The organism is Jiella mangrovi (genome assembly GCF_017815135.1).
In the GTDB taxonomy this organism is placed as follows: Bacteria; Pseudomonadota; Alphaproteobacteria; order Rhizobiales; family Rhizobiaceae; genus Jiella; species Jiella mangrovi.
Window position 1 is genome coordinate 126,259 of the sequence record NZ_JAGJCF010000014.1, and the last position, 19,876, is coordinate 146,134.

At 65.6% G+C, this 19,876-nt stretch carries 21 protein-coding genes and 1 pseudogene; 17 read left to right on the forward strand and 5 right to left on the reverse strand.

Features of this window, described 5'->3' with window-relative positions:
• Positions 1 to 18: 18 nt before the first annotated feature.
• Positions 19 to 669, reverse strand: a complete 651-nt coding sequence (gene chpT, locus J6595_RS16735; protein ID WP_209595744.1) for a histidine phosphotransferase ChpT — start codon at positions 667 to 669, stop codon at positions 19 to 21.
• 280 nt (positions 670 to 949) lie between these two features.
• On the opposite strand from chpT, the gene J6595_RS16740 reads away from it, so the two are divergent.
• On the forward strand, positions 950 to 1,537 hold the full coding sequence (locus tag J6595_RS16740; RefSeq protein WP_209595745.1) for a DUF1134 domain-containing protein: 588 nt from the start codon (positions 950 to 952) through the stop codon (positions 1,535 to 1,537).
• A gap of 201 nt (positions 1,538 to 1,738) precedes the next feature.
• Positions 1,739 to 3,070 (forward strand): coiled-coil domain-containing protein, encoded by a 1,332-nt coding sequence (locus J6595_RS16745; protein ID WP_209595746.1) that lies wholly within the window; start codon positions 1,739 to 1,741, stop codon positions 3,068 to 3,070.
• Here the strand turns inward: J6595_RS16745 and J6595_RS16750 are convergent.
• Positions 3,055 to 3,894 carry a TrmH family RNA methyltransferase gene (locus J6595_RS16750; protein ID WP_209595747.1) on the reverse strand — a complete coding sequence of 280 codons (840 nt, stop codon included), beginning with the start codon at positions 3,892 to 3,894 and terminating at the stop codon, positions 3,055 to 3,057. The two genes, J6595_RS16745 and J6595_RS16750, sit on opposite strands and share 16 nt — an antisense overlap.
• 178 nt (positions 3,895 to 4,072) lie before the next feature.
• Between J6595_RS16750 and J6595_RS16755 the strand changes: the two genes are divergently transcribed.
• From J6595_RS16755 to J6595_RS16775, 5 genes are all read left to right on the forward strand, one after another.
• Positions 4,073 to 4,723, forward strand: coding sequence for a hypothetical protein (locus J6595_RS16755; protein WP_209595749.1), 651 nt, complete (start codon positions 4,073 to 4,075; stop codon positions 4,721 to 4,723).
• Between the two features lie 123 nt (positions 4,724 to 4,846).
• On the forward strand, positions 4,847 to 5,584 hold the full coding sequence (gene hisA, locus J6595_RS16760) for a 1-(5-phosphoribosyl)-5-[(5-phosphoribosylamino)methylideneamino]imidazole-4-carboxamide isomerase (protein ID WP_209595751.1): 738 nt from the start codon (positions 4,847 to 4,849) through the stop codon (positions 5,582 to 5,584).
• 156 nt (positions 5,585 to 5,740) lie between these two features.
• Positions 5,741 to 6,718, forward strand: a complete 978-nt coding sequence (gene mbfA / locus J6595_RS16765; RefSeq protein WP_209595753.1) for an iron exporter MbfA — start codon at positions 5,741 to 5,743, stop codon at positions 6,716 to 6,718.
• A 151-nt stretch (positions 6,719 to 6,869) separates the two neighbouring features.
• Positions 6,870 to 7,121 (forward strand): type II toxin-antitoxin system RelE/ParE family toxin, encoded by a 252-nt coding sequence (locus J6595_RS16770; RefSeq protein WP_342453233.1) that lies wholly within the window; start codon positions 6,870 to 6,872, stop codon positions 7,119 to 7,121.
• A gap of 48 nt (positions 7,122 to 7,169) precedes the next feature.
• A complete protein-coding gene (locus J6595_RS16775) occupies positions 7,170 to 7,520 on the forward strand; it encodes a helix-turn-helix domain-containing protein (RefSeq protein WP_209595755.1) in 351 nt (116 codons plus the stop codon).
• 122 nt (positions 7,521 to 7,642) lie between these two features.
• On the opposite strand, the gene ctrA is transcribed toward J6595_RS16775, so the two are convergent.
• Complete coding sequence (gene ctrA / locus J6595_RS16780) at positions 7,643 to 8,332, reverse strand: response regulator transcription factor CtrA (RefSeq protein ID WP_209595756.1); 690 nt, start codon at positions 8,330 to 8,332, stop codon at positions 7,643 to 7,645.
• Positions 8,333 to 8,692: 360 nt separating this feature from the next.
• Here ctrA and J6595_RS16785 point away from each other — a divergent pair, with 360 nt between their 5' ends.
• On the forward strand, positions 8,693 to 9,052 hold the full coding sequence (locus tag J6595_RS16785; RefSeq protein WP_209595757.1) for a flagellar export protein FliJ: 360 nt from the start codon (positions 8,693 to 8,695) through the stop codon (positions 9,050 to 9,052).
• 682 nt (positions 9,053 to 9,734) lie between these two features.
• On the opposite strand, the gene J6595_RS16790 is transcribed toward J6595_RS16785, so the two are convergent.
• Positions 9,735 to 11,927 (reverse strand): S9 family peptidase, encoded by a 2,193-nt coding sequence (locus J6595_RS16790; RefSeq protein ID WP_209595794.1) that lies wholly within the window; start codon positions 11,925 to 11,927, stop codon positions 9,735 to 9,737.
• Between the two features lie 266 nt (positions 11,928 to 12,193).
• Here J6595_RS16790 and J6595_RS16795 point away from each other — a divergent pair, with 266 nt between their 5' ends.
• Genes J6595_RS16795 through J6595_RS16835 form a run of 9 tightly spaced genes read left to right on the forward strand, consistent with a single transcriptional unit; the run spans position 12,194 to position 19,573 of the window.
• Positions 12,194 to 14,554 carry a putative monovalent cation/H+ antiporter subunit A gene (locus tag J6595_RS16795; protein ID WP_209595758.1) on the forward strand — a complete coding sequence of 787 codons (2,361 nt, stop codon included), beginning with the start codon at positions 12,194 to 12,196 and terminating at the stop codon, positions 14,552 to 14,554.
• Entirely contained in the window at positions 14,551 to 14,970 is a 420-nt protein-coding gene (locus tag J6595_RS16800) for a Na+/H+ antiporter subunit B (RefSeq protein ID WP_209595759.1), read from the forward strand. Before J6595_RS16795 ends, J6595_RS16800 begins: the two co-directional genes overlap by 4 nt.
• Positions 14,970 to 15,347 carry a Na+/H+ antiporter subunit C gene (locus J6595_RS16805; protein WP_209595760.1) on the forward strand — a complete coding sequence of 126 codons (378 nt, stop codon included), beginning with the start codon at positions 14,970 to 14,972 and terminating at the stop codon, positions 15,345 to 15,347. Before J6595_RS16800 ends, J6595_RS16805 begins: the two co-directional genes overlap by 1 nt.
• Before the next feature lie 6 nt (positions 15,348 to 15,353).
• The gene (locus J6595_RS16810; RefSeq protein ID WP_209595761.1) at positions 15,354 to 17,063 is read left to right on the forward strand and encodes a proton-conducting transporter transmembrane domain-containing protein; all 1,710 of its coding nucleotides are present in this window, start codon (positions 15,354 to 15,356) and stop codon (positions 17,061 to 17,063) included.
• Complete coding sequence (locus J6595_RS16815) at positions 17,060 to 17,533, forward strand: Na+/H+ antiporter subunit E (protein WP_209595762.1); 474 nt, start codon at positions 17,060 to 17,062, stop codon at positions 17,531 to 17,533. The genes J6595_RS16810 and J6595_RS16815 overlap by 4 nt, the downstream gene beginning before the upstream one ends.
• Positions 17,530 to 17,910, forward strand: coding sequence for a cation:proton antiporter (locus J6595_RS16820; protein ID WP_209595763.1), 381 nt, complete (start codon positions 17,530 to 17,532; stop codon positions 17,908 to 17,910). Before J6595_RS16815 ends, J6595_RS16820 begins: the two co-directional genes overlap by 4 nt.
• Positions 17,907 to 18,323 (forward strand): monovalent cation/H(+) antiporter subunit G, encoded by a 417-nt coding sequence (mnhG, locus tag J6595_RS16825; RefSeq protein WP_209595765.1) that lies wholly within the window; start codon positions 17,907 to 17,909, stop codon positions 18,321 to 18,323. Before J6595_RS16820 ends, mnhG begins: the two co-directional genes overlap by 4 nt.
• Before the next feature lie 3 nt (positions 18,324 to 18,326).
• Positions 18,327 to 18,779, forward strand: a complete 453-nt coding sequence (locus J6595_RS16830) for a DUF423 domain-containing protein (RefSeq protein WP_209595767.1) — start codon at positions 18,327 to 18,329, stop codon at positions 18,777 to 18,779.
• Positions 18,776 to 19,573 (forward strand): SDR family NAD(P)-dependent oxidoreductase, encoded by a 798-nt coding sequence (locus tag J6595_RS16835; RefSeq protein WP_209595768.1) that lies wholly within the window; start codon positions 18,776 to 18,778, stop codon positions 19,571 to 19,573. Before J6595_RS16830 ends, J6595_RS16835 begins: the two co-directional genes overlap by 4 nt.
• Positions 19,574 to 19,679: 106 nt before the next feature.
• Here the strand turns inward: J6595_RS16835 and J6595_RS16840 are convergent.
• A pseudogene (locus J6595_RS16840) lies at positions 19,680 to 19,876 on the reverse strand (IS110 family transposase); the annotation flags it as partial.

A 19,876-nucleotide genomic window follows, 5' to 3' on the forward strand; every position in this document is an offset into this window, starting at 1 on the left:
AGTTTCGCCGCGCCGCGATCAGGCTTCGGGCGTCGCCGCCTTGGGGGCGATCGTGAAGACGACGCGCTCGTCCGTCTTCTCATAGGTGATCGCGAGCCCCGCCTCCTCGGCGAGAAACAGCGCGTAGTAGGGCTGGATCGCCTGGGCGTCCATCGGCTCCTCGCCATTGGTCCCGTCCAGCATCGCAACCAGCCGCTGCTGCAGGCGAATGCGCTGGCCAGTCGCGGAGATCGTCGCCTCGAAGGGCTCGATGCCGGCGATCTTCACATTGACCTCGCCGCCGCGGCTGATCGACGCGCTCGCCATCACCAGGACGTTGAGGACGACCTTGGCGTAGTTCTTCGGCACGTAGCCTGGCTCGCCTTCCCAGACGAGGTTGGCCTTCTCGTGGTCCATATAGCCGGTCGCGACGGTCTTGGCGTCGTTGAGATCGATCGAAGCGGTCTGCGATCCGGCCGCGCCGAAGGCGATGCGGGCGAACTGGAGCTTCGCCACGGCCGCCTTCAGCGAGGAGCGGACGAGATCCATCGACTCCTTGTCGCCCGGCATGTCGTCCAGGAGCTCAAGACCGCTCTGGATGCCGAAGACCGGCGAGATGATGTCGTGGCACAGGCGGCTCGACAGAAGCGCCGCAAGCTCCGCGGAGGAAATTGAAGGCAGGCTGGTCATGGTCGAACCGTCCGCTGGTTGGCCGATGTCTGTCCGGTCGTCGAAGGCGAATCATCCCCCGTCTCGTCCGCCGACCATGATTCCATGGCGGCGGCGCGTCAACCGAGAGACGCTTCGGGGACGATCCCGGCTCCGGCAAACCGGCTCCGACGAGGATGAAACGTCATCTTAATGGCATTGCGTTAGCCATTCGGAAACCACGGCCGGGCCAAAATGGCGGAAGGGACAAGATTGTCACGCTTTTGGCCGAACCGGTCAGCCCTTTCGAAAGGAATGGATCATGCGCTCGATCATCGGGACGTTCCGCAATGTTCTCGCCGCGGCCCTCATCGGCCTTGCGGCTGCCGCCTCGGCCGTCGCGCCCGCCACCGCCCAGGTGGCGCGGGACGGCTACACCATGGACGAGGTGATCAATACCGGCCAGCAGTTCTTTGGTACTGCCTCGGGAGGGCTCGCCCAGCTCATCGAGCGGGCCTTTCAGAGCTACGGCCTGCCGAACGGCTACATCCTCGGCCAGGAGGGCTCCGGTGCCTTCATCGGCGGGCTTCGCTTCGGCGAGGGCACGCTCTATACCAAGAATGCCGGCCAGCGGAAGATCTTCTGGCAGGGCCCCTCGCTCGGCTTCGATTTCGGTGGCGATGGCGCCCGCACCATGATGCTGGTCTATAATCTGCCCTCGGTCGATGCCGTCTTCGGCCGCTTCGGCGGCGTTTCCGGCAGCGCCTATCTCGTCGGCGGCCTCGGCATGACGGTTCTGGCCCGCGACAATATCCTCCTGGTTCCGGTGAAGACCGGCGTCGGCGCCCGTCTCGGCCTCAATGTCGGCTATCTCAAGCTGACGCCGATGCCGACCTGGAACCCGTTCTGACATCGCTTCGGCGCGTCTTCTGGTCTCAACCGGCGCGCCGTCACGCTTCCGGATCGATGGGGAACGGAAAACGGCGACGTGCTCCGTGACCTATTCACCATAGGACCTTGCTTTTTGCGGCCTTGGCGCTCGTCGAAGCGCGCAACGGGCCGTCAAATGCTCTATATGTCGGGGTGAAGGACGCGCAGCCCCGGAAATTTGATGATCGCCACCGCCCTAACCTTCGTGTTCGGCTTTCTGACGGCAACGCTGATCGCGCTTGTCGTGTCTCCGCTGTTCTGGTCGCGGTCGCGCCGGCTCGCTCTCAGGGAATACCGTGCCAGCATCCCCGCCTCGGCGCGCGAGATCCGCGCCAGCCTCGATCATGTTCGCGCCGAAGCCGCGCTGACTGCGAGGCGCCGCGAGCTGAAGGCCGAGGCCGACAGCGAGAAGGCCGCCCTCGCGCGGGCCGAGGCGGGCCGCATCGCCGGCGAAAATGCGGAGCTTCTCGCCCGCAACACCGTCCTGTCCGATACGCTGTCCCAGACTTCGGCCGATCTTGACGAGGTGAGCGAGCGGCTCGTTTTGCGCGAGGCGGAGATCGACGAACTCGAAGGACAGCTTCGCGCGGTCAGCCATGACCTCGAAGTGACCTCCGACGAACTCGATGCCCTGGCCGACCGGTTTTCCGAACTCGGCGCCATCGCGGAGGAGCGGCGGGCGACCATCGCCGAGCAGGAAGCGCGGATCGAAGAGCTCTCGGACGCGGTTCGCGAGGGCGAACGCGATAGGCGCGAGGGCGGCTATGCGATCGAACGTCTGCAGGGCGAGCTGAGCGCGCTCGAGGCCCAGCTCGCCAAGGAAAAGAACGCCGGAAAACGGCTCGACGACAGGCTTGCGCGGCTGTCGGAACAGCTTTCGGAGCGGGACGATCAGATCGCCCGGCTTCTCGGCGAGGCGGCGAGTGCCGGCGCCCGCGCCGCGCCGTCTCTCGCCGGGCCCGCATCCGGGCAGGAGGGACGGGCGGACGATGGGACCGGCGGCAACAGGCCGCTGCGTCTTCGTCCCGCGATGCGGTCCAGCTTTGGCCGCCGCAGCGACGAGGCGCCGGCCCCCGATGCGGACGAAAAGCCCGAGGCGCCGAAGCCGCGGGCCGAAGCGGATCGGCCGGCCAAGCCGTCGGCCCGCGCCCATCAGGACGCAGCCGCGCTCGGCGCGGCAACTCTGCCGGAGCCCGCCCATCCGCCGGTATCTGCGGGCCGGACGGAGGACAGCGATGGAGCGAAGGACGCTTCGCCGTCGCTTGCCGAAAGCCTCGGCGTTTCCGCGCAGCCGGACCTTTCGGCCGATCTCAGCGACGCGCAGCTGCGCGAGCGGGTCGGCGAACTTGCGGCGCAGGTGATCGCGCTCACCGCCGCAAGGGATGGACCGCGCTCTCCGCTCGGGACAATTCTCGACACGGATGCCTCCGGACCGCGCGATGGCGCAAGGCCGTCGCTGGCGGCAAGGGTGCGGCAGCTGCGCGAAAACGCCCGCGATCAGGCGGCCGAATAAAGCTTTGCCAGAACGATCGCCGCGCTCGTGGCGACGTTGAGACTGTCGATCCCCGGCGCCATCTCGATCCGCACCGTCCGGCAGCGCCGGAGCAGGGCGTCGGGAAGGCCGCGCCCCTCGCTGCCGACGATCAGGGCCAGCCGCTCGCCTTTCGTCAGCTCGGTCAACTGCATCTCGCCCTTTGGCGAAAGCGCGATCGGCAGATGACCGGAGCGCTCCAGCGCGTCGGCGATGTCTGATGCCATCGCGCCGTGATGCCAGGGCAGGGTGAGCGCCGTGCCGACCGAAACCCTGATCGCCTTGCGATAGAGCGGATGGCAGGACGCCCCGTCGAGCACGACGCCGGACGCCCCGAATGCCGCCGCGTTGCGAAAGAGCGCGCCGACATTGTCGTGATTGGCAAGGCCGATGGCGACGACCAGCGGCCCGCCGCCCTTTGGCGCATCGTCGAGAAAGCCCGCCAGCGTCCGATCGGTGTCGGTCGCGCGCTCCGATGCGTGGGCGAGGACGCCGCGATGAACTGCAAAACCCGCAATGGCGTCCATCACCGCGTTTTCCGCGACGTAGATCGGCACGTCCTCGGGAACGAGGGCCAGCCGGTCGGCGATCCCCTCGACGCGGTTCCTGAGGATGAAAAGGCTGGTCGCAGCGAAGCGCCCGGACACGAGCAGATGGTCGAGCACGACGGTGCCTTCGGCGATGAAGCCGCCCTGGCGAACGAGGTCACGCTCGCGAATGTTGCGATACCCGGCGATGCGCGGATCGGCGACGGTCTCGATCGTGATCAGCCGGGCGGCGAGGTCTCGGGGCAGAGGGGTCGTCATTCGGTTTCGGCCGGGGTGCTGTGGTGCCACTTGGGTTGCGGCAGACACACCGAAACGCCGGCGCGTGGCAATGGCTCGTTCCGTGGCGTTTCTGCCCCGGACACAAATCGTAACCGCCGAGCCGGATTTATGCCGGTTTGTGGCGCGAAAGAAACATTCGTTCGCAAGGAGGGGCTTGATGGTCTTGTCGAAACCACCAGTCAGACGCTTTGTCGGCTCCATGGCCAGTCGATTGGCGCTGCAGGCGATCATATCGGGCACGGTCATGGTCGGTCTGCATGCGATTGGAGGCGGAGCCGGGATATACGACGCGCTGTTCGGCCCTGATGCCGAGCCGGAGCGCTCCGCCGAGGAGACGGAACGCGTCACACGTCTTGAAGCCGACAGCCCGGTGGTTCTGGGCGGCAAGACGGTGCGCGTGCTCGAGGCCGGCGATGACGCATCCAGGGTCGCGCTTGCTTCGGGAATGTCCGACAGATCGAAGGCGCGCGACGCCTCTGCCGTGCCGCCCGCGCCCGCAGCCACTCCCGCAGCCGCCATGCCGGCGGGGGTGATTTTGTTCACCGCCTGCCAGCCGGCCTGCGATTCCCGCGATCCGCTGCTCTCCGAGGCCGGGTTCGGCGCCAAACGAAGCGGGAACGGGCAAGAAGCCGCCGACGCCTGGAGCAAGGCGCGAAGCCCGCAGCCCTTTGCCCGAACTTCGCCGTCTCACGAGGAAGCCGGCCTCGTCGATCGAACCCTCGAGGGCGGCAAGGACCTTCTGGCGGCGACTTACGCGCGGACCGTGACGGGCTTCGACGCGACGCTCGGCCGCCTGTCGCCCTTTTGAGACTGGCCAAGCCCGGCCCGGCGAGCAGACCACCGACTTGCCGCCGGGTTCGGGGTGTGACAGGTGGGTGCCGCCGGATAGTCGAACCGTCCGGCCTGTCTGAAACGCGGCGGGGCTGGCGCAATGATCCTTTTTCCGGCGATCGATCTGAAGGATGGCGCCTGCGTGCGCCTGAAACTTGGCCTGATGGAGGAGGCGACGGTCTATAACGCCGATCCTGCCGGTCAGGCCCGGGCGTTCAGGGACGTCGGCTTCGACCACCTCCATGTCGTCGATCTCAACGGCGCCTTTGCCGGCCGGGCGGTCAATGACGCGGCCGTCGATGCGATCCTTGGCGCGGTGGGCACTGAAATGAAGGTGCAGCTCGGCGGCGGCATCCGCACGATGGACGATATCGAGCGTTGGCTGGAGAAGGGTCTCTCGCGGGTTATCCTCGGCACGGTCGCGGTGCGCGATCCGGAACTTGTCAAGACGGCAGCGACGCGCTTTCCCGGACAGATCGCCGTCGGCATCGACGCGAAGGGCGGCAAGGTCGCGGTCGAGGGCTGGGCCGAGACGTCGGAGCTTTCCGCCGTCGATCTCGCCCGCAGGTTCGAGGATGCGGGCGTTGCGGCGATCATCTACACCGACATCGACCGGGACGGCGTGCTGGCGGGGATCAACTGGGAGGCCACCATCGAACTGGCCGATTCGGTCGCGATCCCGGTCATCGCCTCGGGCGGCCTTGCCTCGATCGCCGACGTCGTGCGCATGACCATGCCCGATGCGGTCAAGCTCGAGGGCGCGATCTCGGGGCGGGCCCTTTACGATGGCCGGCTGGACGCCGCCGAGGCGTTGAAGGTGCTGGCGGGCGAAGGCTGAGCGGGTCCGCTTGAAGGTCTCGGGAATTTTTGCGGCTTTGGCGGCGTCAAGGCCAGCGTGGGGCTCCTGACTTCGGGACGAATGCCGCCTAGATTAGAGATATTCTAATCTTGCGGCGTCGCCGATTGCGGGGCGCCCCTGCCGCTGGAGGTCGCCATGCTTTCTTTCGCTCCGGGCCGACGCCGGTTTTCCGATCTTTCCGAGCGCGAGATCCTCGCTTTGGCGATCTCGGCCGAAGAAGACGATGGCCGGATCTATGCCGGTTACGCCGAGCGGCTGGAGCCCGACTATCCCGCCACCGCCAGCATCTTCCGGGAGATGGCCAAGGAGGAAGACGGGCACCGCCGTGCCCTGATCGGCGAGCACGAGCGCCGCTTCGGCCCGACCATCCCCCTGATCAGGCGCGAGCACGTCGCCGACTACGTCTCCCGCCAGCCGATCTGGCTGATCGAAAATCTCGGACTGGAGCGCATGCGCGCCGAGGCCGAGCGCATGGAAAAGGACGCGGCGCGGTTCTACGAGGCCGCGGCCCGACGCACCAGCGATGCCGGCACGCGGCGCCTGCTCGGCGATCTTGCCGCCGCAGAGCGGGCCCATGAGCACAGGGCCGAAGAACTGACAAAGGCCAATCTGGGCGGCGAGACCCGCGAGGCGGAGGACCGGACGGCGCGGCGGCAGATGATCCTGACCCTCGTCCAGCCGGGGCTCGCGGGATTGATGGACGGCTCGGTCTCGACGCTGGCGCCGATCTTCGCGACGGCCTTTGCCACGCGCGACCCGCACACGACGCTGCTCGTCGGCCTCGCCGCGGCCGTCGGTGCCGGCATTTCCATGGGCTTCACCGAGGCGGCCCATGACGACGGCAAGCTCTCGGGGCGCGGTTCGCCGATCAAGCGGGGCCTGGCCTCGGGCATCATGACCACGGTCGGCGGCCTCGGCCACGCGCTGCCCTATCTCATTCCCGATTTCTGGACGGCGACGACCATCGCCTTCGCCGTGGTGTTTCTCGAACTCTGGGCGATCGTCTTCATCCAGCATCGCTTCATGGAAACGCCGGTGCTGCGGGCCGCCGTCCAGGTGGTGGTCGGCGGCGCGCTGGTGCTGGCGGCGGGCACGGCGATCGGGGCGGGGTGAGGCGAGATCAGCCTGCCCTTGCGCTCGACGGCTTCGACTGCCTCGTGAGCCCAGAAGCATATCTCCTTGAGTGCATATGCTTCTTGTGGTATGTCGACTCATGCCTTGGCAGGTTCTGTTCCATCCGGATTTTGATCCGGAATTTGCGCGATTGGATGAGGCCTCGCAGGACGAACTGCTGGCCCGGTTGACCGTCCTGGAGAATTTCGGACCGAATCTCGGGCGCCCCAAGGTGGATACGCTCAACGGCTCGAAGCACGCCAATATGAAGGAGCTTCGATGGAGGCAGAGCGACGGTGTCTGGCGCTTTGCCTTCGCCTTCGATCCTCGCAGACGGGCGATCGTCCTTTGCGGCGGCGACAAGGCGGGAAAGAGCCAGAGAAGCGGTTCTACGGCGCGCTGATAGCGCTCGCCGATGCCCGTTACGAAAGACATTTGAAGGAGATGGGACATGCGTAGCCTGGACGACGTCAAGCAGGGACTGGATCCTGAGCGCCGCGGCCGCATCGAGAAAAGGGCAAAGACGCTTTTGCGCGCCGAAGGTCTTCGCCAGCTGCGAAACGCGCTCAGAATGACCCAGCAAGACGTCGCTCGAGCCACCGGCATGTCGCAGCACAATGTCTCTCGCCTCGAGAGCCGGGACGACATGCTGCTGTCGACCCTCAACGATTATGTCGAAGGCCTTGGCGGCCGGCTGCGGGTGATCGCCGAAATGCCCGGCGACGAAACGATCGAGATCGATCTTGCTCGCAAGGTTCCGGTCCGGCGAAGCCGTCGGCCACGCAAGGACGAAGCGGCCTGAGCTTGCGCCGAGACCCGGCGGGCCCTTCCGGTGAAAGATGCCCGGCTTGAAAAAACGAAAACGCCGCGGTTCCCGAAGGATCCACGGCGTTTGGTCTGTGATGGGAGGGCGAGAGCCCTCGATCAGGCGGCGACTTCCTCGGGTTCGCGCAGCACGTAGCCGCGGCCCCAGACCGTCTCGATGTAGTTCTTGCCGTCGGCGGCCGTCGCCAGCTTCTTGCGCAGCTTGCAGATGAACACGTCGATGATCTTCAGTTCCGGCTCGTCCATCCCGCCATAGAGATGGTTGAGGAACATTTCCTTGGTCAGCGTGGTGCCCTTGCGCAGCGACAGGAGCTCCAGCATCGCATATTCCTTGCCGGTCAGATGCACCCGCTGACCGGCGACCTCGACGGTCTTGGCGTCGAGATTGACCGTCAGATCGCCCGTGTTGATGACCGACTGGGCGTGGCCCTTGGAGCGTCGGACGATCGCATGGATGCGGGCGACCAGCTCGTCCTTGTGGAAGGGCTTGGTCATGTAATCGTCGGCGCCGAAGCCGAGACCGCGGACCTTGTCCTCGATGCCGGCCATCCCCGAAAGGATGAGGATCGGCGTCTTGACCTTGGAGAGCCTGAGCGTCCTCAGCACCTCATAGCCGGACATGTCCGGCAGATTGAGATCGAGGAGGATCAGGTCGTAGTCGTAGAGCTTGCCGAGATCGACGCCCTCTTCGCCGAGATCGGTCGTATAAACGTTGAAGCTCTCCGACTTCAGCATCAGTTCGATGCTCTGGGCGACCGCGCTGTCGTCTTCGATCAAAAGAACGCGCATCAGAAAGTCCTCTCAGCCAGCGGAGCCGAACCCGGGCAATTCGGCGCAATTGTTTTTGTCATCGTTTGGCCCAAACTGGCACTGAATGGTTAACAAATCCTCCTGGTCCATCATGGACCCAGACCGCAGTGGCATCGCGGCCTGAACGTTGAGAAGCCGGCGTAGCCCTCAGGCCGCATCCGATTTTCGTAATCGACATGGCCATGTTCGGTTTACCCCGCCTTAAACCCTCGACCCTATGATTAACCGTGCGCGTAAACAGACGGTTAAGGGCATAGGCCACGAGCCTTGCCCGAGGCCGTTTCCAGCGCGGAGTTTCAAGCGCCTTGTTTCGCAAGGCCATGAGTTGAGGGTGTGTGTATGAAACGCGACAACATGGTGCGACTGACGCGCTTTAAGGTGCTGGAGAAGCGCCGCCAGGTCGAACAGCTCGAACTCATGCTGGAAGATTTTTCCCGGATGGCCGTCGAACTCGACACGCAGATCCACAATGAGGAAAAAAAGTCGGGGATCACCGACATCAGCCATTTCGCCTATTCCACCTTCGCCAAGGCGGCACGGCTGAGGCGCGACAATCTGATGAATTCGGCCAAGGATCTGAAGGTTCAGATCAACGCGGCGCGGCTGACCCTCGAGGAAGCCGAGGCGGAACTCGTCAATGCCGAAAAGATGGAGCAGCGCGACGGTGGCCGCGACGAGCCGCGCTCGGCGATCGCCTGAAGCAGGATCACATCAGCTTCGAACGCATATCCGATGATTCTGCCCCGGTGATGCTTCCTGTGGGTCGGCGATACCGGCGGGCTGACGCTCGTTGGCGTTCCTCTTGCGCAAAACCGGGGAAGCGGCGCTCGGCATTCGGCTCCGGCCGAGGCCTGCCATGCACAGGTGACATGGAAGCCGACATCGGCGTGTTCCGGCAGGCCTGGAAAGGCGGGCGCCGGAACCCGCTTGCGCATGACAGACGCTCCGGCGGTCCGGCGCGGCAGCACGATGCGGGGACCGAAGGCGTCAGAGCATCCTTTGCGCGTCCGACCGCAGTCAACGACAGTCTCGTCGAACGGTGCATATCGAGGGCTGGACACTTCGAGATCAGGCGCCCGTTCTTATCGCGCTCGTCATGCTCGGGCCCCGTCCCGAGCATCCAGTACGCCGATCAAGCTTTTGTTTCGTCGAATGTTTCTGAATCCTCGGGACGGGGCCCGAGAATGACGAAGCGTCGAGCGCGGCGCCTTCTCGATCAGGTCGTGGCCGGCCCTCGAGCATCCTGTCGCGTATCGTAGCGTCCGACAGGACGCATGGCGCCAGAGCGGGACGAGATGAGCTTCGCTCACCCCTCCCGCTCTGTCCTCTTGTTTCGGCATGATCTTTTCCGAAAACCGGTCCCCACTTTCGGGATCATGCTCTAGGCCAGTTTTCCCATCAGCCGCAGCGCGAAGGCGTGGACGAAGGCGACCTCCTCGAGCTTGGAGAAGCGGCCCGAGGCGCCGCCATGGCCGGAATCCATGTTGGTGCGCAGGAGCACCGGATTGTCGTCGGTCTTCAATTCGCGGAGCCTTGCCACCCATTTCGCCGGCTCCCAATAGGTGACCCGCGGATCGGTGAGGCCGGCCAGCACCAGCATAGGCGGATAGGCCTGGGACTTGACGTTGTCGTAGGGGGAATAGGACGCGATCACCTCGTAATCCTCGCCCGACAGCACCGGGTTGCCCCATTCGGGCCATTCCGGCGGGGTCAGCGGCAGGGTGTCGTCGAGCATCGTGTTGAGGACGTCGACGAAGGGCACCACCGCGACGATCCCGCCGAATTTTTCCGGCGTCATGTTGGCGACGGCGCCCATCAGCATTCCGCCCGCCGACCCGCCCTCGGCGACGATCCGCTCATGGGAGGTGAAGTTCTCGGCGACGAGATGATCGGCCGCGGCGATGAAGTCGGTGAAGGTGTTCGCCTTGTTGCGCCGCCGCCCGGCCTCGTACCAGCGGAAGCCCTTGTCCTTGCCGCCGCGGATATGGGCGATGGCATAGACGAAGCCGCGATCGACCAGGGACAGGATGTTGGTGTTGAAGCCCGCCGGAATGGTGATGCCGTAGGAGCCGTAGCCGTAGAGGAGACAGGGCGCCGTTCCGTCGAGCGGCGTGTCGCGGCGATAGAGCAGGGAGACCGGCACCGTCTCGCCGTCCTTTGCCGGCGCGAAGATGCGCCGGGTGACGTAGTCGTGCGGATCGTGGCCGGAGGGCACTTCCTGGGTCTTCAGGAGCGTCCGGTCGCGGGTCTCGACGTCATACTCGAAGGTCTGGGAGGGCGTCGTCAGCGACGAATAGGTGAAGCGAATCGTCGTCGTGTCGAATTCGTAGGTGCCGGAAAGGCCGAGGGAATAGGCCTCTTCCTCGAAGGCGACGGAATGTTCCTCCCCGTCGGACAGGCGCTTGACGACGATGCGCGGCAGGCCCTCGCGTCGCTCCAGCCAGACCAGATGGTTCTTCAGGACGAAGTGATCGAGTATCAGCCGTCCGTCTTCGTGCGCCACGTAGTCGGTCCATTCATCGCGGCCGGCGGCGTCGACGGGCGCGGTGACGATCTTGTAGTCGCGGGCGCCGCTGGCATTGGTGCGGATGTAAAGGGTGCCGCCACCCTCGTCGACGTCGTATTCGACGCCGGTCTCGCGCTCGGCGAGGAGCCGGGGTTCGGCCGCCGGATTGGACGCGGGGATCAGCCAGCACTCCGACGTCTCGTGATCATGGATGTCGATCACAACGAACTCGTCGGACTGGGTCTTGCCGACGCCCATGAAGAAGCCCGAATCGGTCTCCTCGTAGATCAGCGCGTCGTTCTGCGGGTTGTCGCCGAGTTTGTGATAAAACACCCGGCTTGGCCGGTGGTTGGAATCGAGCCGCGTGTAAAAGACGCCGTTCGAGCGCGCCGACCAGACGCCGCCGCCGCCGGTGTCCTCGACGACGTCGGCAAGATCCTCGCCCGTCTCAAGATCGCGGATCTTGAGCGTATAAAACTCCGAACCCTTGTCGTCATAGGCATAGGCGAGCCAGCGATGGTCGCCCGAATGGCTGGCGCCGCCCAGCGAGAAATAGGGCCGGTCGGCCGCCTCCTTCTCGGCGTCGAGCAGGATTTCGGTCTCGCCGCCCTCGCGCGGCTGCCGCACGAAGCGGGGATATTCCGCGCCGGCGCGGTAGGCGATGCCGTAGGCGAACGGGCCGTCGGGCGCCGGCACGGAGGAATCGTCCTCCTTGATCCGACCGCGCATTTCCTTGACGAGCGTCTCGCGCAGGCTCTCCGTCCCGGCCATGACGGCCTTTTGATAGGCGTTCTCGGCCTCGAGATGGGCCCGGATCGCCGGATCGAGAAGGCTGGTGTCCTTGAACACCTCCTGCCAGTTGTGGGCGCGCAGCCAGGCATAGTCGTCGAGCCGTTCGCGGCCGTGGCGCTTGTCCGACAGGGGCCTGCGCTCGGGCAGCGGCGGCTTGGGAAGATCGGCGGTAAGAGCGAAGCGTTTCGTCACGGGCAGGGTTCCAGGCTTCTTCAAGGTTGGGCGAGGGCCGGATTCGCGCCGGTATCGGTCGAGTTTGCAGCCAGTTTCCACCATTTGCCGGTTCATCGCGACCGTTCGTCCCGCGAAGGGTGACGAAACTGTTTCGAAAATTTCGGCAAATCGGCGAAGCGAAGACCGCGCCGGAGGTAGGAGATCACGGCCGGCTTCGCAAGCGTCGCGGTCAGACGACCGGGAAACCGGCCCGTCTCAGATGTTCTCGCGCCTGACATCCTTGCCCGGAGCTTGTTCGCTTCTTATACACGAAAAGCGAAGCGCCTCCCCTCGGCTCGGGCTTCGCATGGCAACGGCAAGGAAGACGAATGGCGGAAATCGAGGCGACGACCGGAGGAATACTGGCCCTTGCCCTGCCATTTGTCGCAGCAGCGCTTGCGCCGATCCTGAAGCGGATCATCGGCGCGCATGCCGCCTGGGTTTTGGCACTGGCGCCGGCGGCAGCCTTCGCGATCCTGTTTTCCTTCCTGCCGGAGGTTTCGAGCGGCGGTGTCGTCCAGTTCGGCTTCGACTGGATTCCCGCCTTCGACGTTCGCTTCTCTTTCCGCATCGACGGCCTCGCCTCGACCTTCGGCCTTCTGATCACCGGCATCGGCACGCTGATCATCCTCTACTCCGGCGGCTATCTGAAGGGGCATCGGGACCAGGGCCGGTTCTTCTCCTTCATGCTGATGTTCATGGGCTCGATGCTCGGCCTCGTTCTCGCCGACGATCTGATGACCCTGTTCGTCTATTGGGAGCTGACATCGATCACCTCCTTCCTCCTGATCGGCTTCGATCACGAGCGGGAGAAGGCGAGGCGCGGCGCGATCCAGGCGCTGGCGATCACCGGCGGCGGCGGGCTTGCTCTCCTCGCCGGCTTCATCCTCATTCGCGAACTCGCCGGGCTGAACTCGATGACCGAGGTGCTCGCCGCCGGCGATGCTCTGCGGACGAGCCCCTACTACCTGCCGATCTTCATTCTCGTCCTGTGCGGCGCCTTCACCAAATCGGCGCAGATGCCGTTTCACGTGTGGCTGCCGAACGCCATGGAGGCGCCGACGCCGGTTTCGGCCTATCTGCACTCGGCGACCATGGTGAAGGCCGGCGTCTACCTCCTCCTGCGCATGCAGCCGGCGCTCGGCGACACGGCGCTGTGGACGACGGTGCTGCCGGCCTTCGGCGCAGTCACCCTCGTCATGGGCGCGCTGCTGGCGGTGCGCGCCACCGACATCAAGATCACGCTCGCCTATACGACAGTCTCGTCGCTTGGCCTTCTGGTCATGCTGATCGGGGTTTCAACGGAATATGCGCTGATCGGCGCGGTGCTCTATCTGATCGCCCATTCGCTGTTCAAGGGCGGGCTCTTCATGGTCGCCGGATCGGTCGACCACGGCGCCCATACCCGCGAGATCGACAGGCTTGGCGGGCTGGCCAGACACATGCCGATCACCTTTGCCGCGGCGCTGCTCTGCGCATTGTCGATGGGCGGCATCACGCCTTTCGTCGGCTTCCTTGCCAAGGAAGAGATCTATCACGCGCTCGAATATGGCGACGCCTATCACATCGCGCTGATGGCCGCAGCGATCCTCGGCAACGCCCTGATGTTCGCGGCCGCCTTCATCGTCGCGCTGAAGCCCTTCGTCGGCAAGCTGCCGGAGACGATCGACCATCCCCATGAGGGCGGCTTCACTATCTGGTTCGGGCCGCTGGTGCTGGGCGTTCTGGGGCTTCTCGGCGCGCTGTTCTACGAGACCTATCACGCGCTGTTCTCAGGGCCGATGGCGAGCGCAACCTATGGCCAGCCGGTCGAGATCGACATCTCCTTTGTGCCGCATCTCAACCTCGCCTTTGCCCTGTCGCTGGCGACGATCGCACTCGGCATCGTGATCTATCTCGCCTCGAACGGGGTGCGGGCGGCGACGAGCCGCTTCCTCGCTTCCGTCGGCTGGGGGCCGGATCACGGCTTCGACCAGGCGATGCGCGGCCTGCTGCGGTTTTCCTATTTCGTCACCAACCGCCTGCAGTCCGGCCGGCTCGACTATTACATGACCATCACGGTCATCGCGATCACCGCCGCCCTGTTCGTGCCGATGATCCTCGGCGGCGCACTGCCGGCCGAGCCGCAGATGCCTCAGCTGCGCCTGCCCGAATGGCTCGTGCTTGCTCTCATCCTCGTCGGCATCGTCGCGGTGGTGGTCGCCAAGAACCGGCTGACGGCGATCGTCTCCCTCGGCATCCAGGGCTTCGGCACGGCGCTGATCTTCATGCTGCTCGGCGCGCCGGACCTCTCCTTCACCCAGTTCATGGTCGAGACCCTGTCGGTCGTCATCCTCGCTCTGGTGATGACGCGGCTGAAGCTTTCGCCCGCCGATCACCGGCCGCTGCGCGAGAAGCTGCCCGACGCCGCGCTGGCGCTGGCCGGCGGCGCGGGCTTCGCCGTCTTCCTCCTGTCGATCGTCCAGCGGCCCTTCGATCCGGCGCTGTCGGACTTCTTCGAAGAATACAGCTATGCGATCGCCCACGGCAAAAACATCGTCAACGTCATCCTCGTCGACTTCCGCGGGGTTGATACGATGGGCGAGATCGCCGTGGTGATGACGACGGGCCTCGCCGTTCTTGCGCTCATCCGCATCCGGGTCGGGCGCAGGGCAAAAGCCCAGCCGGACCCGATGGAGACGACGCCATGAGGACGGTCATCTTCCGCTTCACCGCGCCCTATCTCACCGCGCTGATGGTGCTGTTCTCGATCTTCGTGCTCCTGCGCGGCCACAACGATCCCGGTGGCGGCTTCATCGGCGGGCTGATCGCCGCCTCGGCGCTGGCGATCTACGGCATCGCCTGCGGCGTCGCGGCGGTGCGCAGGGCGCTGTGGTTCCATCCGATGGCGATCTCGGCCTCGGGCCTGTTCCTGGCGGTGGTCGCCGGCATCTTCTCCGTCTTCGCCGGCACCGGCTTCATGACCGGGCTGTGGGTCTTCCCCAAGATCTTCGGCACCGAAGTCGCGCTGTCGACGCCGCTGATCTTCGACATCGGCGTCTATCTCGTCGTCGTCGGCGGCATCGCCTCGATCGCGCTCGCCCTGGAAGAGAGGGAGTCGGACTGATGGAAACCGCCCTCAGCCTCGTCGTCGGCTGCCTCTTCGCCGTCTCGCTCTACCTGCTCCTGTCGAAGCACATCATCCGCATGCTGCTCGGCGTCGTGCTTCTGTCCAACGCCGTCAACCTGTTGATCTTCGCCGCCGGCCGGGTCTCCTCCATCGCGCCGCCGCTGGTGCCCGAGGGCGCCGAGGCGCCGCTCGCCGCCGTCGCCAATCCGCTACCCCAGGCGCTGATCCTGACGGCGATCGTCATCGCCTTTTCCTTCTTCGCCTTCCTTCTGGTGCTCGCCTATCGCGCCTATCAGGACCTCGGCACCGACGACACCGACGAGATGCGTGTCGCCGAACCCGAGGATGACGGCCTGCCGCCGCTGGGATACTGACGCTTCATGGCTTCTCCTTCCTCCGACACCGCTCAACTCAAGGCCGAAGCGATGATGCACGGCGCCCTGGCGCCGTCGGATTATCTCGTCATCGCGCCGGTGGCGATCTGCCTGTTGTTCGGCGCCGCCCTTCTGATGATGCGAAAGCGCATCGACTGGCAGCCATGGCTGGCGATCCCGGGCTTTCTGCTGCTCTTTGCCGCCGACGTTCTGTTGCTTCTCAAGGTCGCCGCCGAAGGGCCGCAGACGATGATGATGGGCAACTGGAAGCCGCCCTTCGGCATCGCCTTCACCGTCGACATGCTGGGCGCGCTCTTCGTCACCACCGCCGGCTTCGTCGGCGTGGCCTCGGCGATCTATGCGACATTCTCGATGAGCCGGACGGAGCGGCGCTACGGCTTCTTCCCCTTCATGTTCCTGATGATGGGCGGTGTGTCGGGCGCGTTTCTGACGGGAGACATCTTCAACCTCTATGTCTGGTTCGAGGTGCTCCTGATGGGCTCCTTCGGCCTGTTGATCCTCGGCTCGGAGCGCGAACAGCTCGACGGCGCGACCAAATACTGCTTCCTCAACCTCGTCGCGACGACGCTGTTCCTGATCACCACCGGCTATCTCTACGGGGTGGTCGGCACGCTCAACATGGCCGACATCGCGCAAAAGGCGGCGCGCCTCGAAAACGACGGCGCGGTCCTCACCATCGCCGTCCTCTATCTCGTCGCCTTCGGCATGAAGGCCGCGGCCTTTCCGTTGAACTTCTGGCTTCCGGCCTCCTACCACACGCCGCGTTTCGTCGTTTCGGCGCTGTTTGCGGGACTTCTGACCAAGGTCGGCGTCTATGCGCTGATCCGCGTGCTCCTGATGCTGTTCCCGCCGCAGCATGCCGATCTCGCGACGCTGATCTCATGGGTCGCGGCGCTGACCATGCTGGTCGGGGCCTTCGGCGCGCTGGCGCAGAGCGACATGCGGCGGCTCCTCAACTACTTCGTCATCGCCGGCATCGGCACGATCTTCGCCGGCCTCGCCCTGACGGGCGGCGAGGGCGGCGCCAGCGCCACCGTGAGCGCGGCGAGCGCTGCGACGCAGGCGGGCGGGACGGCGCCGATGACCGGCATGGCGGCGGCTGCCGCGCCGCTCGTTCCCGGCTCGGACAGCCTCGTCATCGGCCTGTCGGGGGCGGTGTTCTACGCGCTGCACTCGATCGTCATCATGACGGCGCTCTATCTCGCAGCCGGCACGGCCGCGCGGATCTCCGGCTCGTCGTCGCTTCGCGCCATGGGCGGCCTGTGGCGGGCAAGGCCGGGGCTCGCGGCGCTGATGCTGGTGTTTCTCTTCGCCGTCTCCGGCCTGCCGCCCTTCTCCGGCTTCTGGCCGAAGGTCATTCTGGTGCGCGGCGCGTTTCAGGCGGGCATGCCCTGGCTCGGCGCGGTGATCCTTCTCACCGGCTTCCTGATGACGGTGGCGAGCGCCCGGGTCTTCGCGCTCGCCTTCTGGCGCAACGCGCCGGAGCCGGCGGTCGCGGGGGGGCCGAACGCGGGCTTCGCACCGGCGGGCGAGCCCTCGCCGATGCTGGCGATGCTGCCGCTTCTGATCCTTGCCGTCTTCGCCGTCGTCGCGGGCGTCCTGCCGCAATGGCTGGTCGCGCTCACCGACGTCGCCGCGCGGGGGATCGTCGATCCCGCCGGCTATGTCGGCTCGGTGTTCGGAGGCGTCTCGTGATCCTGTTCCTGATCAACATCGTCCTGGCGCTGACCTGGACCGTCGTCACCGGCTCCTTCACCTTCCTCAATCTGGTCTTCGGCTTCGTTCTGGGCGCGGCCTCGCTTTATCTGATCCGCCGCGAGATCGGCACGGTCGGCTATATGGGCCGGTTCTGGCGGATCGGCTCGCTGTTCTTTCTTTTCCTCTACGAGCTGATCATGTCGGCCTGGCGGGTCGCGGTTCTGGTCCTGTCGCCGAAAATGGACCTCACTCCCGGCATCTTCGCTTATGAGCTGAAGGTCGACCGCGATTTCGAGATCACGCTGCTCGCCAATCTGATCACGCTGACGCCCGGAACGCTCTCCGTCGACGTCTCGGAGGATCGCTCGACCCTCTACGTCCATGCCATCGACTGCTCCGACCCCGAGGGCACCAAGGCCGACATCGCCAATGGCTTTGAACGCAAGATCCTCGAGGCCTTCAGATGACCGAATTCGCCAAGACCTTTCTCGACGTCTGCCTCACCCTGTCGCTGGTCATGCTCGGCATCGCCTTCTTCCTGACCACGGCGCGGATCATCATCGGGCCGACCCTGCCGGACCGGGTGCTCGGGCTCGACATGCTGACCTCGGTCGCCATCGGCTTCATCGCCGTCATCGGCATCGACACCGGCTTCACGCTCTATGTCGACATCGCCATCGCGCTTGGCCTCGTCGGTTTCCTGGCGACGGTCGCCTTCGCCCGGTTCATTCTCGCCCGGGGCAAGACGGCGGATGACGACGAGAAAAAGGATCTGAGAAAGATCGACGGCGATCCGAACGAAACAGGCGATGCCGCCATCGCCGAGACGGGGAGGCACCGATGATCGGAGCGATCCTGACGATATTCGCCGGTCTCCTGATCCTCGGCGGATCGGCCTTTGCCGCCATCGCGGCCTTCGGCATCCTGCGCCTGCCGGATCTCTACACCCGCATGCATGCCGCCTCGAAGGCCGGCTCGGTCGGCTCGGGCATGGCGCTGCTCGCGCTCGCTCTCGTCTCCGATTCTTCGCCCGAGGCGCTGCGGGCGATCGCGGCCATCGCCTTCTTCCTCCTGACCGCGCCGCTTTCGGCCCATCTTCTCGCCAAGGCCGCCTATACCGTCGGCTACAGGATGTGGCCGGGCTCCGTCCTGGATGAAATGCCTGAGATGGAAGCGACGACGCGCGATGCCCATACGCCGGCCAGCGGCCATCCGGCCCTCAATGCGGGCGACGTGACCGAGACGAAGCGAGACTAGAGAATGTCCCAAGGCGGCCAGCGCGTTCTTTCCGGGCTCTTCATCCTTTTCGCCGGGCTTTTCGGCGCTGCGGGCGTCGCCGGGGCGGCGCTGGCTGCCCATGGTGGCGGCGACGGCAAGTTCGTGGCGATCGCAGCCTCCATGGCGTTGTTTCACGGGCCGGCGCTCCTCGGTCTCGCCGCCGTTCTCGACCGCGCGCCAAGGCTGCTCGGCCTTGCCGGCATGGCGGCGATCGTCGGCGTCGTGCTCTTCTCCGGCGATCTCGCGACCCGGGCGGCGGAGGGGCATTCGCTCTTCACCAATGCCGCGCCGACCGGCGGCACGATGCTGATCGCCGGCTGGCTGCTGGTGGCGGTCGCGGGTGTCCTTGCCATGTTCCGGAGGGGCGGTGCCGTCAGAAAGAGTGAGGTGGCGAGGTCCGGATCTGCGCCGTCGATCGGAGGCGTGACGCGATGAACGGCTTTGACACGAGGCTTTTCGCCGGCAAGACCGTCGTCGTCACCGGCTCAGGTCGCGGCATCGGCGCGGCCGTGGCGCGCGGCTTCCTGCAGACGGGCGCCCGGGTGATCGCCCATGCGGGCCGCACGCTGGATCACGCCGAAGACGATCTCCTCGTCGGACTGTCTGAGGCCGAGAAAGACCGGCTGACGCTTCTGGCGGGAGATCTGGCGGAGCGGGACGGCGGCGAGCGGCTGGGATCGGCGGTGCTGCAAGAGCTCGACGGGCCGCTCGACGTCCTCGTCAACAATGCCGGCACCATGGTCGGCCGCATTGCGGCCGGCGACGTCGATGCGGCGGCCTTCGATCGGGTGGTCGATCTCAACGTCCGCTCGGTCGTCGCCTCGACGACGGCGCTGCTGCCGGCGCTGAAAGAGGGAGGCAGGGCCGAAGGCGGCGCCGCGATCGTCAACACCTCCTCGATCTCGGCGATCGTCGGCGGTTCGCCCGGCTCCTCGCTCTATTCGTCATCCAAAGCCTTTATCTCGACCTGGACCCGGGCGCTCGCCCGCGAGCTCGCGCCCGATCACGTGCGGGTCAACGCCGTCTCGCCCGGCACCATCATGACCGACTTCCACCGCCGCTATTCCTCGCAGGAAAAGCTGGACGCGACCGCCGCGTCGATTCCGCTGAAACGCCTCGGCACGGCAGAAGACTGCGCGCCGGCCTATCTGTTCCTGTCGAGCGCGAAGCTCTCGGGCTATCTGACGGGACAGGTCATCGAGGTGAATGGCGGGCAGTTCATGGGGTGAGGCGAGACTGCGACGGCACGCTCGGTCCACGTAGCGGATCGGCGACCGGCGGGTTTTAGGCGAGGGTTTTCTTGAGCCGATTTCGGTAAGCGCCTGGCAACTGTGTTCATTCGAACGCCTTTCTGTCTCTCTGCATGGCGTTGAGAACAGTGAGAAGCTTTCTGGCGACGGCGATTATGCCGACTTTCTTCGATCCCGATCTTTCGGCGACGGCTTGAAAGAAGCTCTTGAAACGGGTGTTTGCGCGAATGGCACCGAGGGCGGCCATGTAGAGAGCTTTGCGCACCCGGCGCCTTCCGCCCT

What these genes read in the sequence shown, in the direction of transcription:
- chpT (WP_209595744.1), bottom strand. Translation starts at nt 669, where the DNA reads ATGACCAGCCTGCCTTCAATTTCCTCCGCGGAGCTTGCGGCGCTTCTG.
- J6595_RS16740 (WP_209595745.1), top strand. Translation starts at nt 950, where the DNA reads ATGCGCTCGATCATCGGGACGTTCCGCAATGTTCTCGCCGCGGCCCTC.
- J6595_RS16745 (WP_209595746.1), top strand. Translation starts at nt 1,739, where the DNA reads ATGATCGCCACCGCCCTAACCTTCGTGTTCGGCTTTCTGACGGCAACG.
- J6595_RS16750 (WP_209595747.1), bottom strand. Translation starts at nt 3,894, where the DNA reads ATGACGACCCCTCTGCCCCGAGACCTCGCCGCCCGGCTGATCACGATC.
- J6595_RS16755 (WP_209595749.1), top strand. Translation starts at nt 4,073, where the DNA reads ATGGTCTTGTCGAAACCACCAGTCAGACGCTTTGTCGGCTCCATGGCC.
- hisA (WP_209595751.1), top strand. Translation starts at nt 4,847, where the DNA reads ATGATCCTTTTTCCGGCGATCGATCTGAAGGATGGCGCCTGCGTGCGC.
- mbfA (WP_209595753.1), top strand. Translation starts at nt 5,741, where the DNA reads ATGCTTTCTTTCGCTCCGGGCCGACGCCGGTTTTCCGATCTTTCCGAG.
- J6595_RS16775 (WP_209595755.1), top strand. Translation starts at nt 7,170, where the DNA reads ATGCGTAGCCTGGACGACGTCAAGCAGGGACTGGATCCTGAGCGCCGC.
- ctrA (WP_209595756.1), bottom strand. Translation starts at nt 8,332, where the DNA reads ATGCGCGTTCTTTTGATCGAAGACGACAGCGCGGTCGCCCAGAGCATC.
- J6595_RS16785 (WP_209595757.1), top strand. Translation starts at nt 8,693, where the DNA reads ATGAAACGCGACAACATGGTGCGACTGACGCGCTTTAAGGTGCTGGAG.
- J6595_RS16790 (WP_209595794.1), bottom strand. Translation starts at nt 11,927, where the DNA reads ATGGTGGAAACTGGCTGCAAACTCGACCGATACCGGCGCGAATCCGGC.
- J6595_RS16795 (WP_209595758.1), top strand. Translation starts at nt 12,194, where the DNA reads ATGGCGGAAATCGAGGCGACGACCGGAGGAATACTGGCCCTTGCCCTG.
- J6595_RS16800 (WP_209595759.1), top strand. Translation starts at nt 14,551, where the DNA reads ATGAGGACGGTCATCTTCCGCTTCACCGCGCCCTATCTCACCGCGCTG.
- J6595_RS16805 (WP_209595760.1), top strand. Translation starts at nt 14,970, where the DNA reads ATGGAAACCGCCCTCAGCCTCGTCGTCGGCTGCCTCTTCGCCGTCTCG.
- J6595_RS16810 (WP_209595761.1), top strand. Translation starts at nt 15,354, where the DNA reads ATGGCTTCTCCTTCCTCCGACACCGCTCAACTCAAGGCCGAAGCGATG.
- J6595_RS16820 (WP_209595763.1), top strand. Translation starts at nt 17,530, where the DNA reads ATGACCGAATTCGCCAAGACCTTTCTCGACGTCTGCCTCACCCTGTCG.
- mnhG (WP_209595765.1), top strand. Translation starts at nt 17,907, where the DNA reads ATGATCGGAGCGATCCTGACGATATTCGCCGGTCTCCTGATCCTCGGC.
- J6595_RS16830 (WP_209595767.1), top strand. Translation starts at nt 18,327, where the DNA reads ATGTCCCAAGGCGGCCAGCGCGTTCTTTCCGGGCTCTTCATCCTTTTC.
- J6595_RS16835 (WP_209595768.1), top strand. Translation starts at nt 18,776, where the DNA reads ATGAACGGCTTTGACACGAGGCTTTTCGCCGGCAAGACCGTCGTCGTC.